The organism is Herbaspirillum sp. (assembly GCF_035644555.1).
Lineage (GTDB): Bacteria > Pseudomonadota > Gammaproteobacteria > Burkholderiales > Burkholderiaceae_D > Herbaspirillum.
Genome location: NZ_DASQOH010000003.1, coordinates 59,761 through 75,393, shown reverse-complemented (window position 1 = coordinate 75,393; position 15,633 = coordinate 59,761). Strand labels below are relative to the sequence as shown.

The following is a 15,633-nucleotide window of genomic DNA, read 5'->3' as shown; positions in this document are numbered from 1 at the left end:
AATGAAAAAAGGAGACCGCGGTCTCCTTTTTTATTTCATGGTATTGCGGTTCTATCGATACCGTCGGGACTTCACTGCGCTATGGCAGGAGACGGAGTCGTTCCCGCATGGGTGCTTGCCTGCCTAGCTGCCCGCTTTCTGCTGCCGCGCCACTTCATTGCGCTTCATGCCGAGGTATTCGTCCCGGCTGACTTCATGCAGTTGGCGCGGATATTGTTCGGTCGCGTCATACCAGTTGGTCAGGCGCTTTTCCAGTCGTTGCTCGGCGGGCGCTGCCAGTCCGGAAAGGTAGGCGTCGATGGCCAGGTAGTAGCGCATGGTGTTGCGCTCCACGGTGGCACGGGTGCCTTCGATGTATTGCGGTTGTCCCTGTGAATCGCGCTTGACTACGCTGAAGCCGACCTTGTCACGCCCGGCCGTCATCAGGTAGGCGCGCAAGGCCAGCTTGCTGGCCATGCCATACGAATAGGCATAGCTGAAGTGGAGGAAGGAGCGCTTTTCATCCAGGGGGATAGATTCGATCTCGATGCGATAGTCGGAGGTATCCAGCGGTCCCTTCTCGGCCAGCATCGAGGACGAGAAATAATCAGCGCCGCTGGCGCCACCGCGATAGCGCAGGTCGACCCGGTAGGTGCTGTCGAGAGATTCCTCGGTCTTCTTGCCGACCTGCAGGCGCAGGGTGGTTTTGGCACCATCGTGGAGGAGCCGGCAATACTTGGTGTTCAGGTGCAGGATCAGGATGTCACACCAGCGGTCTGGGCTACCCAAGGCCTCGCGCACCTGGGTGAAGGGATAGTCCAGCACCGCGTAGATATCGCCCTTGACGTTGCCGCCGTCCTCGCGCGAATTGAGATAGAGCGGACGGTGGTAGGCATTGTTGTTGAGCTCGCCCTGCAGCTCCGTGTAACGGCTTTTCATGGCGGCCGCGCCCGTCTGGGTCTGGGCGTGCGCCCAGCCACAGGCGGCCAGGGCCAGCGTGGCCGGGAAGATCAGATGCAGGGTCAGACGGGACAACATGGATCGCAAACCGGACTCCTCTTCAATGGTGCAGTGGTTTCAGTATTCGATGCTGGCTACAGCAGGCGGGACCAGACGCTGGCACCGAATTCCTTCATTCTTTCACTGATCGGCCGCTCTGCCCATTGTTCCTTGGTAATTTCCTTGGAGGCGCCGAGATCGCGGTCGAACATGCTCTTCATCTGGACGCCGAACTGCGGGCTCAGGATCACCGCATTGATTTCCTGGTTGTAGACGAAGCTGCGCCAGTCCAGATTGGTCGAGCCGATGGTCGACCAGACACCGTCGATGATGGCGGTCTTGGAATGCAGCAGGGCGTCCTGGCGTTCGAAGATGCGTACGCCGGCTTCCAGCAGTTCGGCATAGAAGGAGCGGGAGGCATACAGAACTAGCGAGGAGTCGCTGTGCGAGGGCAGGATCAGGCGTACGTCCACGCCGCGCCGGGCGGCATCCTTGAGCGAGTCGCGCAGTTGCGGATCGGGGACGAAGTAGGCATTGGTCAGGTAGATCGAGCTTTCGGCATGCTGGATGGCGGAGATGAAGGTGGCATAGATGACGCTGTAGGGATCGTCGGGCGAACTGCCGATGGCGCGCACGATTTCGTTGCCGGCCGGCGCCACCGGCGGGAAGTAACGGTGTTCGCCCAGATCGGGGCCACGCTGCTTGTGCCAGGTATCGACGAAGAGCTTCTGGAATTCGAGTGCCACCGGGCCATCGATGCGTACCTGCGTATCGCGCCAGGGAATCTGTTCGCCGTCCTTGTTGACGCGCGGCTTCTTCTTGCGGGTACTGAAGGATCCGCTGGAATAGACGCTGCTGATGTTGATGCCGCCCACGAAGGCGGTCTTGCCATCGACTACCAGCAGCTTGCGGTGGTCGCGCTGGTTGACTTCCCAGTCCTTGCGCACCTGGGTGGGATTGATGGGGTTGTATTCCAGGACGTGGATACCGGCGTCGATCATCGGCTGGAAGAAGGCGCGTGGCGTATTGATGGCGCCCACGCTGTCGTACATCAGGTTGACCTGCACCCCTTTCTTCTGCATGGCGATGAGCAGGTCGGCAAACTGGCGGCCGACCTCATCGTCTTCCATGATGTAGGTTTCCATGTTGATGTGATAGCGCGCCGCCTGGATGGCCTGCTGCATGGAGGCATAGGTGGCCGGGCCATCGATGAGCAGCGTGACCTTGTTGCCGGTCACCAGGGGCGAGCCGGTGATGGCGCCTTCGATGGCGACGTGGCGGTCCAGCAGGGTATTGTCGGCGTTCTGTGCGCGCAGCCTGTCCAGCACTGCCTTGGCCTGGGCCTCGCTGAGGACGCCGCGCCCACCTTTCATCTGGATGGTGCTGGCCGACTGGCTGTCCATGTCGGGCACGATGGTGGGCAGCGAGCTGCAGGCGGCCAGCATCAGGGAGAACATCAGCAGCAAGAGCCAGGCAGTGGGCCAGCGCTTCGAATTTGTCTTGTTGTTGGTCATGGAAGGTTCCCGGTTGGGCGCTGCCATCGACCATGAGGCTGTCTCGGATGCCGGGGAGGGCAACGCTGTGCGGTCGAGTATATGCCCGACAACAGCGCGATGGCGCAGCGGGAAGCGCGAATCGGAACTGTCCTACAGCGGAAAGCGGGGGCTGCCTACAGGGTAGGCTGGGGATGACCCACGCCGTTGCATTGCATCTGCGCAGGGGGGGCAAGGATGGGCCGGTCGGCCCATCCTGAAGGGGATCAATAGACGTCGCGGCGGTAGCGGTTCTGTTCGATCAGGTCCTGCAGGCCGGCCTCGCCGAGGACGGCGGTGAGCACCGCATCGACCCCGGCAGCCATGCCTTCCAGGCTACCGCAGACGTACAGCACCGCACCCTGATCCAGCCAGTGGTGCAGTTCGGCAGCCGCCTCGCGCAGGCGGTCCTGGACATAGATGCGCTCCGGCTGGTCACGCGAGAAGGCCAGGTCCAGGCGCGTGAGCTGACCTTGTGCCAGCCACTGCTGCAGTTGTTCGCGGTAGAGGAAATCGTGCGCCTCGTTGCGTTCGCCAAATAGCAGCCAGTTGCGTGTCTGCCCGGCGTGGATGCGCGCGAGCAGGTGGCCGCGCAGACCGGCCATGCCGGAGCCGTTGCCGATGAAGATCGCCGGCGCCTGCGGCGACGCCGGCGCGAAGCCGGCGTTGTGCACCAGGCGCAGCTGCAATGCCGACTGTAGCGGCGCGAATTCGGTCAGCCAGCCGGAAGCCAGGCCCAGGCCGTCCTCATGCTGCACCTGGCGCACCAGCAGGTGCAGGGCGCCATCCGCGGTCACCGAGGCCGCCGAATAGGAGCGGGGCGTCAGGGGCTGCAGCGTATCGACCAAGCCCTGGGCCTCGGCCACGGCATGCTGCGGCAGCAGGCTGCACGACAGCGCTAGCGCCAGCGTGCAGGATTGACCCTGGTGACGCACCGGGGTGGCGCCGTCCAGTTGCAGGCGTTGCAAGAGCAGGGCGATGCGGTCGGGCGCATGACGCGGCAGGATTTCCACCAGCGCGCCGGCTTGCCAGGCGGGCAGGGCGCCTTCCTGCGGCTGCAGTTCCAGGTGATACAGGGGCGCGCCCTGGCTGCCCGGATTCATCAGCACGCGGCGCGTGAGCGTCCAGGCCTGCCAGGCCGGAGCGGTGGTCGGCAGGATATCGCTGACTGCGGCTTGCAGACCATGCGCGGCCAGTTCGCTCTCCCATTTGCGTAGCGCCTCGCCATCCATGCGATCCACTTCCACCAGCGGGAACATCGGCTTGGCACCGCACTGACGCAGGCCGTGATCAAGCGTGTGACCGAAGCCGCAGAACTGGGTGTAATGGCGGTCTCCCAGGGCCAGGACCGCGTACTGCACATGCGACAGCGATTGCCCGGCGGCCTGGCGCAGGCGCTTTTCGACGCCGCGTGCGCTGTCGGGCGCATCGCCTTCGCCAAAGGTGCTGGCGATGACGAGGAGGCGACGATGGTGACGCAGGATTTCCGGGGTGACCTGCGCCAGTGGCAGCAGGGTCACCGGCACGCCGCTCTTGCGCAGTCCGGCAGCGGTATGCAGGGCGATGCGCTCGGCCTGGCCGGTCTGCGAGGCATGGGCCACCAGCACCGGTTCGCCGCTGGTGATGTTGGCCGCCTTGCCACTGTCGAGGCTGGCCCGCTCGGCACGCAGCGCGGCCTTCTTGCGACGACGATCCAGGTAGAGTATCCAGCCGGAAATGCCGAACAGCGGCATCATCAGGCTGGCAATGGCCATGATGATGCGACCCGGCAGGCCGAAGTAGGTCCCCATGTGCAGCGGATAGATGGCGGCGATGAAGCGCCCGCCGCGGCTCTTGTCTTCGTAGCGTTCCAGTTGCCGTACTTCGCCGGTCTGCGGTGCCACCACCATGCGGCTGCGCGCACGTTCATGCGGCGCATCGTGACTGAGGAAGAAGATCTGCACCGGCTGCGTACCCTGCTCGGGCAGGCGCAACTGGGCATTCTGGTAATCGGGGGCCTTGGCCAGGAAGCTGTTCCAGGTCAGGGTCAGGTCCAATGGCACGGGGGCTGCAGCGGCTTCCTTCTTCTTGCCTTCTCCACGCTGCATGGGCGCACGGCGGCTCTCGCCGGCCAGCGTGTTGACGCCGTCCTTGAACCAGTCCAGCGCCCAGTAGGCGCCGGTGGTGGCGAAGATCACGTACATCACCAGCGACCAGGTACCGATGACCGCGTGCAGGTTCCACAGGAAGGAGCGTCCCTGCAGCTGGAAATCCAGCCGCAGCCAGGCCCGCAGCGACAAGGGCCGGCGCGGCCAGCGCAGGTACAGCCCGGACAGTGCCAGGGTCAGCAGCGACAGTGCCAGCGTCCCCAGGACGATCTTGCCGATCTCGGTGGGCAGCAGCAGCCAGCGGTGGAAGCGCTCGGTGAATTCGAAGAACTCCGCGCCCGTCACCGGTGGCAGCAGTGCTCCGGTATAGGGATCGGCATAGCGCGCCTGCCCGCGTCGTTCGCCCGGCGGCGGCGCAAAGACCACGCGCACTGAAGCGCCCGGTTCGGCCGACAGGGTCAGCGTGCTGACCCGGCGCTGCGGTTCGGCATCGCGCAGCCGCTCCAGCATCTGCTGCGGTGTCAGCGTGGCCTGCTGGCGCACTTGCACATGCATCACGCCGGGGCTCAAGGCCTCCATGATTTCTTCGCGGAAAGCCAGCAGTGCACCGGTCACGCCAATGGTCATCAACAGGGTGCCGGCGGTGATGCCGATGAACCAGTGGAGCTGGAACCAGATCTTCTTGAACATGTATCAGTAGGGCGGCGACAGGCGCGGGGAGCGCCTTGTTGATCTTGTCTGCCAGGCCAGTGAAACGGCCGGCGCGTCAATGACCGCCCGGACGGGCTGGGCGGATCAGCCCGCTATTATAGATCAGATGAAAATGATTCTTATTGATATCTGGAAGTGAGCGACGTGCGGTGTGGCAAGCTTGCTTCGGCTCACCCCAGCATCATGTTGATCATGGTCCGGGTCAACACACTCCCGGCATCGGCCGCGGCATCCACGATGCTCAGGTGATGCGCATGCGGCAAGTCCACGATTTCCACCGCATGGCCCGACTGACGCAGCGTAGCGGCATAGGTGTCGTTCTGGCGCCGGAATTCCGCCGTTTCCTGTGCGCCCACGCTCAGCAGCGCCTGCACGCCTTGCGGCATGGCCAGTTGCAGCGGGCTGGCCTGCAGGGCGTCAGAGGGGGACAGGTGCAGGGATTCGTTGAGGTAGGACAGGCGCACCGGCTCCAGGTCGTAGATGCCGGAGAGCCCACAGATGCCGCGCACGGGCGCTGCGCCCAGCGAAGCGATCAGCGCGGACAGATGGGCGCCGGCCGAATGTCCCATGAGCCAGATCGCCTCCGGATCGAAGCGCAGCGCGCCGGCCTTGGCGTGCAACAGGCGCAGCGCCCGGCCACAATCGGCGGCAATGTCACCCATGCGCACCTGCGGTGCGAGGCGGTAATTGACCAGCGCCACGTTGATGTCCTGCGCCAGATAGGGCAGGGCCAGCTGGCTGAACTGGTGCTTGTCCAGCGACCGCCAGTATCCGCCATGGATGAACACCAGCAGGGGGCGGCCATTGCTGCGTCCGGGAAAGAAATCCAGGGTCTGCAGCGCATCCTCGCCGTAGGGCACATCGGCCAGGTGCGGGTGGGCCTGGCGCGCGGCCAGCCCTTCACGGGCGAAACGGTCGAAGTAATCCTGGAAATCCGGGATGTGCAGGCGTACGTGATATTGCCGGTCCAGCGCCTGGCGGTCGTAGTCGCGATAGATGTTCATGGTCTTCCTCCCCGGCCCTTTGCGGCCCTCTCCCTATTATTCGGCGAACTGCCCGGAAATCAGATTGCGCAGCCAGACATTGCCCTCGTCCTGATTGTAGCGGCGATGCCAGAACATGTTGGTCTGCAGCGCCGGCAGTCGCAGCGGCGGTTTGATGTAGCGCAGTCCGAACGGCATGGCCGCGCTCTCGGCCAGCTTGCGCGGCACGGTCACGACCAGATCGGTGGTGCTGACGATGTAGGGCACGGCGGTGAAATGCGGCACGCGAAAGCGCAGGCTTTGCAGGATACCGGCCTTTTCCAGATTCTGGTTGATACGGTCATAGGGGCTCTCCAGCGACGACACCATCAGGTGTTCGGCCGCCAGGAATTCCTTGAGGCTGACCTCCCCGCGCCGATCCAGCGCATGGCCGATGCGGAACATGCTGACGTAGTCCTGGCGGAACAGCCGCCGCTGGTACAGTGCCTCGGACAGGTTGTCGAAGGCGCCGATGGCCAGGTCCACCCGGCCGGCTTCCATCTCGCTCTTGAGATCGACGGCGCCGGCGCGCACCGTGCTCACGCTCACCCCCGGCGCTAGCGCCGCGCAGGCCTCAATCAGACGGGGCATGAAATAGACCTCGCCGACATCGGTCATGGCGATGGTAAAGCGTCGTTCGCTACTTTGCGGGGAGAAACCTTCCTGCAGGTTGAGAGCCCGCGCCACCTGCTGCAGTGCCGCAGCGACCGGCTCGGCCAGCTGGTCTGCGAACGGCGTGGGTTGCATGCCCTGTGCGGTGCGCACGAAGAGTTCATCACCGAAGCTGCGCCGCAGCCGCGCCAGCGCATTGCTGACCGCCGGCTGCGACAGGCCCAGGCGGCGCGCTACCGAGGAAATCTGGCGTTCCTGGAAGACCTCCTGGAATACCACCAGCAGGTTGAGATCGATGTCACGGGGTTCGATGAGGGCCATGGATGAGCTTGGAGCCTGGAACGTGCACACCGCAGGTAGCCCTGCAGTGCACTGCAATATTCACGAAATGAATGGATCGTATTTTCGTATTTATATCGTAAAAGAAGGGCGATTGCACTACAGTGACGTCGCCGCCCCAGCCAACGGGGCCAGGTCGCGAGACCTGCACAGAGCGCCATCCAGAGCGACATTGTCGGCCGTCATCGGCGCGCCAGACCGGCAACACAATTAAAACAACGTAAAGACAGACGAGGAGTCAAGACATGAGTATCCACGCAAGTGGCGCTCTCCCCACGGTCCATGTGGACCAGGTGGTGGAGCAGGGCCGTTTCGGCACTTTCCAGTTCGGCCTGCTGCTGTTGTGCGGCCTGTGCCTGATCATCGATGGTTTCGACGTGCAGGCCATGGGCTATGTGGCGCCGGCCATCATTGCCGATTGGGGTGTCAACAAGGCCAGCCTGGGGCCGGTGTTCGGCGCCGGCCTGTTCGGCATGCTGCTGGGTTCGCTGGTACTGACCCCGGTGGGCGACCGCTATGGCCGCCGTCCGGTGCTGATCGCCTCCACGCTCTTCTTCGCGGCCTGCATGCTGGCCACACCCCTGGTGACCACGCTGGACCAGTTGCTGGTGGTGCGCTTCATCACCGGTTTCGGCCTGGGCAGCATCATGCCCAATGCCATGGCGCTGGTGGGTGAATTCAGCCCATCCTCTTCCCGCGTGACCCGCATGATGCTGGTCTCCTGCGGCTTCACCGTGGGCGCTGCGGCCGGCGGTTTCGTCAGCGCCGCATTGATCCCGGCGCACGGCTGGCATGCGGTGTTCTGGGTCGGTGGTGCAGTGCCGCTGGTGCTGGGCCTGGTCATGCTGGTCTGGCTGCCGGAATCGATCCAGTTCCTGGTACTGCATCGCCGTCCGCGGGCGCAGGTGGCACGCTGGCTGCGCAAGCTTGATCCGTCCATCGTCATCGATGAACGCACTGAGGTGGTGGTCAAGGAAGCCAAGGCCGAGGGCATGCCGGTGGCGGCCTTGTTCCGCGACGGTCGCGCCGGCGTGACCGTGTTGCTGTGGCTGATCAGCTTCATGAACCTGATCAACCTCTATTTCCTCTCCAACTGGCTGCCCACGCTGATCCATGACGCCGGCTATTCCACCAGCATGGCCGTACTGATCGGCACTTCACTGCAGGTGGGCGGCGTGATCGGTACCCTGACCCTGGGTCGCTTCATCAATCGCTATGGATTCACCCGGGTGCTGGGTGTCTGCTTCCTGCTGGCCTGCGTCTCGATTGCCATGATCGGCAAGGTGGCGGCCCTGCCGGCACTGCTGTTCGTGGCAGTGATCGTGGCCGGTTTCTGCATCGTCGGCGGCCAGCCGGCGGTCAATGCCCTGGCCGGGACCTACTATCCGACCACCTTGCGTTCCACCGGCATCGGCTGGGCGCTCGGTATCGGTCGCATCGGCTCGGTGGTGGGCCCGGTGATCGGCGGTCAGCTGATCGCCCTGCAATGGAGCAATGGTTCGCTCTTCATCGCCGCCGCCGTACCTGCCCTGATCTCGGCGCTGACCATCGCGCGCCTGCATCGTACTTCCCGAGGAGTTTCCGCATGACTACCGTCACCGATTCATCCGTCAGCCATCACGTGCATACCCGTGGCTACCAGTCCGGCTTCGGCAATGAGTTCGAGACCGAAGCCTTGCCCGGCGCCTTGCCGGCGCACCGCAATTCACCGCAGAAGGTGGCTTATGGCCTGTATGCCGAACAGATTTCAGGCACCGCCTTCACCGCCCCCCGTGGCCACAATCGCCGCTCCTGGCTGTACCGTATCCGCCCGGCAGCGGTACATGAACCCTTTGCTCCGATGGAGCGCGGCCTGCTGGTGAGTCACTTCGATGACGTGGCGCCGCCGCCGAACCAGTTGCGCTGGGACCCGCAACCCATGCCCACGGTCCCCACCGATTTCATCGAGGGCCTGGTCACCATGGCCGGCAACGGCTCGCCACAGGCCCAGAACGGTTGCGCCATCCATCTGTATGCGGCCAATTGCTCGATGACCGACCGCTTCTTCTATTCGGCCGATGGCGAATGGCTGATCGTGCCGCAACAGGGACGACTGCAGTTGCGTACCGAGCTGGGCGTGCTCGATATCGAACCGCAGGAAATCGCCGTCATCCCGCGTGGCGTGCGCTTTCAGGTGCGGCTGCCGGACGGCGAGGCACGCGGCTACGTCTGTGAGAACTTCGGCGCCTTGCTGCGCCTGCCGGATCTGGGGCCGCTGGGGTCCAACGGCCTGGCCAATCCACGTGATTTCGCCACGCCCCATGCCTGGTACGAAGATCGCGAGGGGGATTTCCAGTTGATCGCCAAGTTCGGCGGCAACCTGTGGCAGGCGAAGATCGGCCATTCGCCGCTGGACGTAGTGGCCTGGCACGGCAACTACGCGCCCTACAAGTACGACCTGCGCCACTTCAACACCATCGGCTCGATCAGCTACGACCATCCCGATCCCTCGATCTTCCTGGTGCTGCAGTCGCAGAGCGACACCCCGGGCGTGGATACCATCGACTTCGTGATCTTCCCGCCGCGCTGGCTGGCCGCTGAGGATACCTTCCGCCCGCCCTGGTTCCACCGCAACGTGGCCAGCGAATACATGGGCCTGATCACCGGCCAGTACGACGCCAAGGAAGGCGGCGGCTTTGTTCCCGGCGGCTGCAGCCTGCATAATTGCATGAGCGGCCACGGACCGGACGCGGCCACCTTCGAGAAGGCCAGCCGCATCGATACCAGCCAGCCGAACAAGGTCGATCACACCATGGCCTTCATGTTCGAGACCCGCAACATCCTTTGCCCCACCCGCCATGCCCTGGCGTCGCCGACCCTGCAGCGCGACTACCAGGATTGCTGGCTGGGAATCCAGAAGAACTTCAACCCGGAGCGCGCATGAGCCTGCCTAGCCTGAAACTGAACGAAACCCACGACACCGAGCTGCGCAGCTGGGTCGAGAGTGCCAACACCGACGGCTGTCCATTCCCGATCCAGAACCTGCCTTATGGTGTGTTCCGCCGTGCTGAAAGTGAAGAAAGCTTCCGTGCAGGCGTCGCCATCGGTGACCAGATCCTGGACCTGCCGGCGGCGCAGGCGGCCGGTGCCTTTTCCGGCTTTGACGAAGCCACGCGCCAGGCCGCCCATGCGGCCTGCAGCGGCAGCACGCTCAATGCCCTGATGGCCTTGACCCCGACAGCCTGGTCGGCGTTGCGCCTGGCGCTGTCGCGCCTGCTACGCACCGGCTCGCCGCACCAGACCGAACTGGCGGCCTGCCTGGTGCCGCAGGCCCAGGCCCGCTACGACGTGCCGGCCGCCATTGGTGACTACACTGACTTCTATACCTCCATCCACCACGCCACCTCGGTGGGCAAGCTGTTCCGTCCGGACAACCCGCTGCTGCCCAACTACAAGTGGGTGCCGATCGGCTACCACGGTCGTGCTTCGTCGATTGCGGTCTCGGGCCAGCAATTCCGTCGCCCGGTCGGCCAGACCAAGGCGCCGGATGCTGATACACCCAGCTTCGGACCCTGCAAGCGCCTGGATTACGAACTGGAAATGGGCATCTTCATCGGTGGGGGCAATGCCCTGGGCGAACCGGTACCGATGAGCCAGGCCGAAGACAAGGTGTTCGGCCTTTGCCTGCTCAATGACTGGTCGGCGCGCGACGTGCAGGCCTGGGAATACCAGCCGCTCGGCCCCTTCCTGTCCAAGAGCTTCGCCTCCACCATCTCGCCCTGGATCGTCACGCTGGAAGCGCTGGCACCGTATCGTTGCGCCTGGACCCGTCCGGCCGAAGATCCGCAGCCGCTGCCCTACCTGGATGCCCCCACCCTGCGCGAGAGCGGCGCCTTCGATCTGCAACTGGAAGTGCTGATCCAGACCGCCGCCATGCGAAAGGCCGGCACCGCCCCGCAGCGCCTGTCGCTGTCCAACTACCGCGACGCCTACTGGACCGTGGCGCAACTGGTGGCGCATCACACCGTCAACGGCTGCAACCTGCGCCCCGGTGATTTCCTGGGGACCGGCACCTTGTCCGGTCCGCAGCCCGGCGAGGCCGGATCGCTGCTGGAACTGAGCGCCGGCGGCAAGGCGCCCATCGAACTGGCCAACGGCGAGCGACGGATATTCCTGGAAGATGGCGACACCATCGTCCTGCGCGCCGCCGCCCGCCGTGATGGCTTGCCCACGATCGGGTTCGGCGAAGCCGCCGGCACCGTACTGCCGGCGCGCAGCCTGGCCTGAGCGGATCATTTACCGAGGAAGGATGAGGATGACAACCCTGTACAGCTATTTCCGCAGCTCGGCCTCCTACCGCGTGCGCATTGCCCTCAATCTCAAGGGCGTGGCCTACGAGACGGCAGCGGTACACCTGCTCAACCAGGGTGGCGAGCAGTTGCTGCCGGCCTTCACGCAACTCAATCCGCATGCGCTGGTGCCGGTGCTGGCCGACCAGGGGCAACTGCTGAGGCAGTCGATGGCGATTCTGGAATACCTGGAAGAGCGTTATCCCACGCCTTCCCTGCTGCCAGGCGACGCTTTTGCGCGCGCCCGCATCCGCGAGCTGTCGCTGGCCATCGCCTGTGAAATCCACCCGCTGAACAATCTGCGCGTGCTGCGTTATCTGAAGCAGCAGCTCGACATCGACGACGGCCAGAAGACCGCCTGGATCCAGCACTGGATCAAGCTCGGCTTCACCGCGCTGGAGCAGCAACTGGCGACCGATAGCACGCGCGGCCACTTCTGCGTGGGCGATGCGCCGACCATGGCCGATTGCTTCCTGATACCGCAGATCTTCAATGCGCGCCGCTTCGAGGTCGATATGGCGCCCTATCCGACGCTATGCGCCATCGAAGCCGCCTGTAATACGCTGCCGGCCTTCGAGCAGGCGCATCCGGCGCGCCAGCCGGACGCCGCCTGACCTGGGCCAGCCTTAGCTGCGGCGCGGCACCAGCAGGTTGCCGGTCATGATCAGCACGGCTTCGTCGTGCTGGTTGTAGGTGGTCACGCGGTGGTTGAGGAAGCCCTGCAGCGGTCGCGATTGTGAGGTCTTGATGCCCAGCACCTCGGCCTCCAGGCGCAGTACGTCGCCGGGGCGGGTGGGGCGTGGCCAGCGGAATTCATCGAAGCCGGCGCCGATGATGCCGCCCTGGATATGCAGCGTATCGACCAGCAGCCGCATGGTCAGCGCGGCGGTATGCCAGCCGCTGGCGGCCAGTCCGCGGAAGAAGGTCTGCTGGGCGGCAGCCTCATCCAGATGGAAGGGCTGCGGATCGAACTGGCTGGCGAACTGCTTGATGGCCTCGGCATCCACGGTCAGCGTGGCGGGGGAACGGAATACCTGGCCGGGCTGGAAGTCTTCCAAATAGTGGGGCGTATCCACGATGTCTCCTGATCATTGTTATCGATGTCACGGGCCGGTCTTCAGGAAACCGGACAGGGCCCCAGTATAACGACTTCAGCCGCCACCACGGGCCGCAGCGGACGATACGCTGCGGCCCGTGCGCTCCTGGGGCGGGCTCAGGAAGACTTGGGGGATAGCTTGCTCAACTGCTGGGTCAGGTAGCTTTGCCGCGCCTGCATGGTCGCCAGGGTGATGTTGAGGCGATTGAACTGGTTGGTGTAGTTGTCCTTGAGATCCTGCAGGCGCGAACTGGCGGCGGTCTGCTGATCGGTGACGATCTTCAGGCTGGCCTGCAGGCCCTTGGTCTTGGTGGCCAGCGTGCCACCTTCCTTCAGGATGCCATCCATCACCGTCTGCAGCTTGGTGACCACACCGCCGGTGGCGGTGAAGAGCTTGCTGATGCTCTCGAAGTCCTTGTTGGCAGCCGTGCTCAGCTTGGTCGAATCCAGCGCCAGCGTGCCGTCCTTCTGGAACGAGATGCCGACCTGCGACAGGTTCATCCCGCCGCCTTCACCCAGCGCGCCCAGCATGGTGCTGCGGATCTGCGTCATCATGTTCAGCACCGACGATTCCGACGCCAGCGGCGAGCCGGTATTGGCCTCGCCCTTGGTGGTGGACGGGGTTTGCTTGGTCAGGTTGGTCACCGCCTTGGCCAGCGTGTTGTAGGCGTTGACGAAGGTATTGGCGGCGGTGGTCAGTCCGCTGGTGTCATTGGAAATGGCCAGCGTGAAATTGTCGGTGGCATTGGTGACCTTGCTCAGGTTCAGCGTCACCCCCGAGATCACGTTGGTGACCTTGTTGCTGGTGCTGGTCACTGTCACGCCGTCGATGGTCATCCGCGCATCCTGCGCCTTGGCCAGTTGGCCCATGGTGCTGCCGGTGAGTCCGGCGTAATCGTTGCTGCCGGTCAGCTTGACCGCGTCGCTGCCGGTCGGGGTGAGCACCAGCTGTTCCTTGCCGCCGCTGGTGGTGATGCTGGCCGTCACGCCGGTGTTGGCATCGTTGATGGCCTTCATCACGTCATTGAGACGGATGTCGCCGCTGGCGTCCAGATCGGTCGGGGTGATGTTGAAGGACTTGTTGCCCACCTGCAGTGCCAGCGCGCCAGTGGCGAAGGTCTGGCCAGCCGTCACGCCCGGGGTGGTGACGGTGCCGCTGGGATCGAAGGCGAACGGCGCGAACGAGCCGGTTCCGCTGACCCGCAGGGTGTTGGCCGCGCCGCTGTCCTTGGCGGTCAGCACCAGGTGGTCATTGGTGCCATCGCTGACGATGGAGGCGTTCACGCCCGCTTCGCTGGCGTTGATGGCGTCACGCACACCGGCCAGGGAATTGGTCTTGGGCTGGATCAGCACGGTCGAGCCATTGCCGGTCTTGATGGCCAGCACGCCATTGTCGAAGGAGCTGCCCGGGGCGATGCCGGCCGAGCTGACCTTGACCGCCTGCGCCAGCTGGTTCACCGCCAGGCTGTACGAGCCCGAAGCCGCCTTGGCGGCGTCGCGCGGGGCCTGTACCTGGGTCACGCTGCTCGGTGTGCTGGAGGCCGGATCGTAGCTCAGTCCCGAGAGGGTGTTGTTGGCGGTGATCTTGATGGTATTGGCGGTGCCACCGGTATTGGATTCCAGCACCAGGTGGTCGCCGCTGCCGTCGGTGGTGATCGAGGCCGTGACCCCGGCCTTGGAGGCATTGATCGCATCGCGCACCCCGGCCAGCGTGGCATTGGCCTTGAGTGTGATGAACGTGGGCTGGTTGCTGCCCACCTTGATGGCGATCGAATCGCCGGCGTTGAAGGTGGTCCCCGCCGTGTAGCCGCCCGACTTCAGCTTCTGTGCCAAGACCTTGGTGGATTCGTCGGTATTGGTCTCGGCCGTGAGCGGATCGGTGGTCAGGCCGGTCCCGGTACCGGCATTGGTCAGGGTGGTCTTCTGGGCGCTGAAGGTGGCGGCGGTCATGCCCTTGAGCGCACTCTGGTAGGTCGACAAGGCGTTTTTCAGCGTGCCATAGGCGGAAATGAGGGTATTGAAACCACTTTCCTTGTTCTTCAGCGGCGTCAGCCGCGACTTGCTTTCGACCGCGATGAGCTGGTTGACCAAGGTCGCCACATCGAGCGGACCGGCCGATGTAGAGATGGACCCGGTGGAAGTTGCCATTGTTGACCCCTGAGCAATAATGATTTTTTTGTAATGTGAAAACTGACAAGTCGTCAGACTGTGCCACATTAACGGCAGATCTTTACAAAAGTAAAGAGTGGAGTGCCGACAAAAGCTGAAGGGGGGGCGGAATGGCGGTGTGGCGCGGAGAAGCGACCGGGCGGGTACGCGCCAGGCCGGCGACTGCCCGGTGAGGGCCGGGGCGCAACCTCACCCGATGGCAGTAGGCGGCAGCAGGCGGCCGCCGTGGGAAGCCGGCTTCAGGTCTGGATGAACTTTTCCAGCGGGTAGTGATGCTTGATGAAGGGTGACTTGATGACGATGTAGCTGAAATACTTTTCGATGCGCAGGTTCTGCTCCAGCAGCGACTCGATCACGCTCTGGTAGTGCACCACGCTGCGGGTCATGAACTTGAGCAGGTAGTCGTAACCCCCGCTGACCAGGTGGCATTCGATGATCTCGTCGACATTGCGGATATAGGACTCGAACTTGGCGAAGTCTTCGCGCCGATGGTCCGACAGCGTCACCTCGGTGAACACGATCTGCACATCGGCCAGTTTTTCCAGGCGGATGTAGGCGCCGTAGCCGCTGATGTAGCCGGCCTTTTCCAGGCGCTTGACGCGGATCAGGCAGGGGCTGGGTGACAGGCCGACGGCGTCGGCCAGGATTACGTTGGTAATGCGGCTATTTTCCTGCAGGTGACACAAAATCCTCAGATCGATCCGGTCCAGTTTCAACGCGCCGTTAGTCATCATGTTGCCTCGGGTTATTCGACTCAGC

At 64.0% G+C, this 15,633-nt stretch carries 12 protein-coding genes; 4 read left to right on the top strand and 8 right to left on the bottom strand.

Annotated elements, in window-relative coordinates; genetic code table 11:
• Positions 1–123: 123 nt before the first annotated feature.
• The 5 genes from VE092_RS00620 to VE092_RS00600 form a co-directional block, all read right to left on the bottom strand.
• Entirely contained in the window at positions 124–1,017 is an 894-nt protein-coding gene (locus tag VE092_RS00620; protein WP_324872783.1) for a hypothetical protein, read from the bottom strand.
• 56 nt (positions 1,018–1,073) lie between these two features.
• Positions 1,074–2,492 carry a cardiolipin synthase gene (cls, locus tag VE092_RS00615; protein WP_324872781.1) on the bottom strand — a complete coding sequence of 473 codons (1,419 nt, stop codon included), beginning with the start codon at positions 2,490–2,492 and terminating at the stop codon, positions 1,074–1,076.
• A gap of 245 nt (positions 2,493–2,737) precedes the next feature.
• A complete protein-coding gene (locus tag VE092_RS00610; RefSeq protein ID WP_324872779.1) occupies positions 2,738–5,287 on the bottom strand; it encodes a PepSY domain-containing protein in 2,550 nt (849 codons plus the stop codon).
• A 191-nt stretch (positions 5,288–5,478) separates the two neighbouring features.
• Positions 5,479–6,312: an alpha/beta hydrolase gene (locus tag VE092_RS00605; RefSeq protein WP_324872777.1), complete on the bottom strand. Its 834-nt coding sequence runs from the start codon at positions 6,310–6,312 to the stop codon at positions 5,479–5,481.
• 36 nt (positions 6,313–6,348) lie between these two features.
• On the bottom strand, positions 6,349–7,263 hold the full coding sequence (locus VE092_RS00600; protein ID WP_324872775.1) for a LysR substrate-binding domain-containing protein: 915 nt from the start codon (positions 7,261–7,263) through the stop codon (positions 6,349–6,351).
• Between the two features lie 263 nt (positions 7,264–7,526).
• On the opposite strand from VE092_RS00600, the gene VE092_RS00595 reads away from it, so the two are divergent.
• Genes VE092_RS00595 through maiA form a run of 4 tightly spaced genes read left to right on the top strand, consistent with a single transcriptional unit; the run spans position 7,527 to position 12,223 of the window.
• Positions 7,527–8,870 carry an MFS transporter gene (locus VE092_RS00595; protein WP_324872773.1) on the top strand — a complete coding sequence of 448 codons (1,344 nt, stop codon included), beginning with the start codon at positions 7,527–7,529 and terminating at the stop codon, positions 8,868–8,870.
• Complete coding sequence (gene hmgA / locus VE092_RS00590) at positions 8,867–10,204, top strand: homogentisate 1,2-dioxygenase (protein ID WP_324872771.1); 1,338 nt, start codon at positions 8,867–8,869, stop codon at positions 10,202–10,204. Before VE092_RS00595 ends, hmgA begins: the two co-directional genes overlap by 4 nt.
• Positions 10,201–11,547 (top strand): fumarylacetoacetase, encoded by a 1,347-nt coding sequence (gene fahA / locus VE092_RS00585; RefSeq protein ID WP_324872770.1) that lies wholly within the window; start codon positions 10,201–10,203, stop codon positions 11,545–11,547. Before hmgA ends, fahA begins: the two co-directional genes overlap by 4 nt.
• Positions 11,548–11,575: 28 nt before the next feature.
• On the top strand, positions 11,576–12,223 hold the full coding sequence (gene maiA / locus VE092_RS00580) for a maleylacetoacetate isomerase (RefSeq protein ID WP_324872768.1): 648 nt from the start codon (positions 11,576–11,578) through the stop codon (positions 12,221–12,223).
• Between the two features lie 12 nt (positions 12,224–12,235).
• Here the strand turns inward: maiA and VE092_RS00575 are convergent, their stop codons facing one another.
• The 3 genes from VE092_RS00575 to VE092_RS00565 form a co-directional block, all read right to left on the bottom strand.
• Positions 12,236–12,685 (bottom strand): MaoC family dehydratase, encoded by a 450-nt coding sequence (locus VE092_RS00575; protein WP_324872766.1) that lies wholly within the window; start codon positions 12,683–12,685, stop codon positions 12,236–12,238.
• A gap of 137 nt (positions 12,686–12,822) precedes the next feature.
• A complete protein-coding gene (gene fliD, locus VE092_RS00570) occupies positions 12,823–14,853 on the bottom strand; it encodes a flagellar filament capping protein FliD (RefSeq protein WP_324872764.1) in 2,031 nt (676 codons plus the stop codon).
• Between the two features lie 260 nt (positions 14,854–15,113).
• Positions 15,114–15,608 (bottom strand): Lrp/AsnC family transcriptional regulator, encoded by a 495-nt coding sequence (locus VE092_RS00565; RefSeq protein ID WP_081626852.1) that lies wholly within the window; start codon positions 15,606–15,608, stop codon positions 15,114–15,116.
• Positions 15,609–15,633 lie beyond the last annotated feature (25 nt).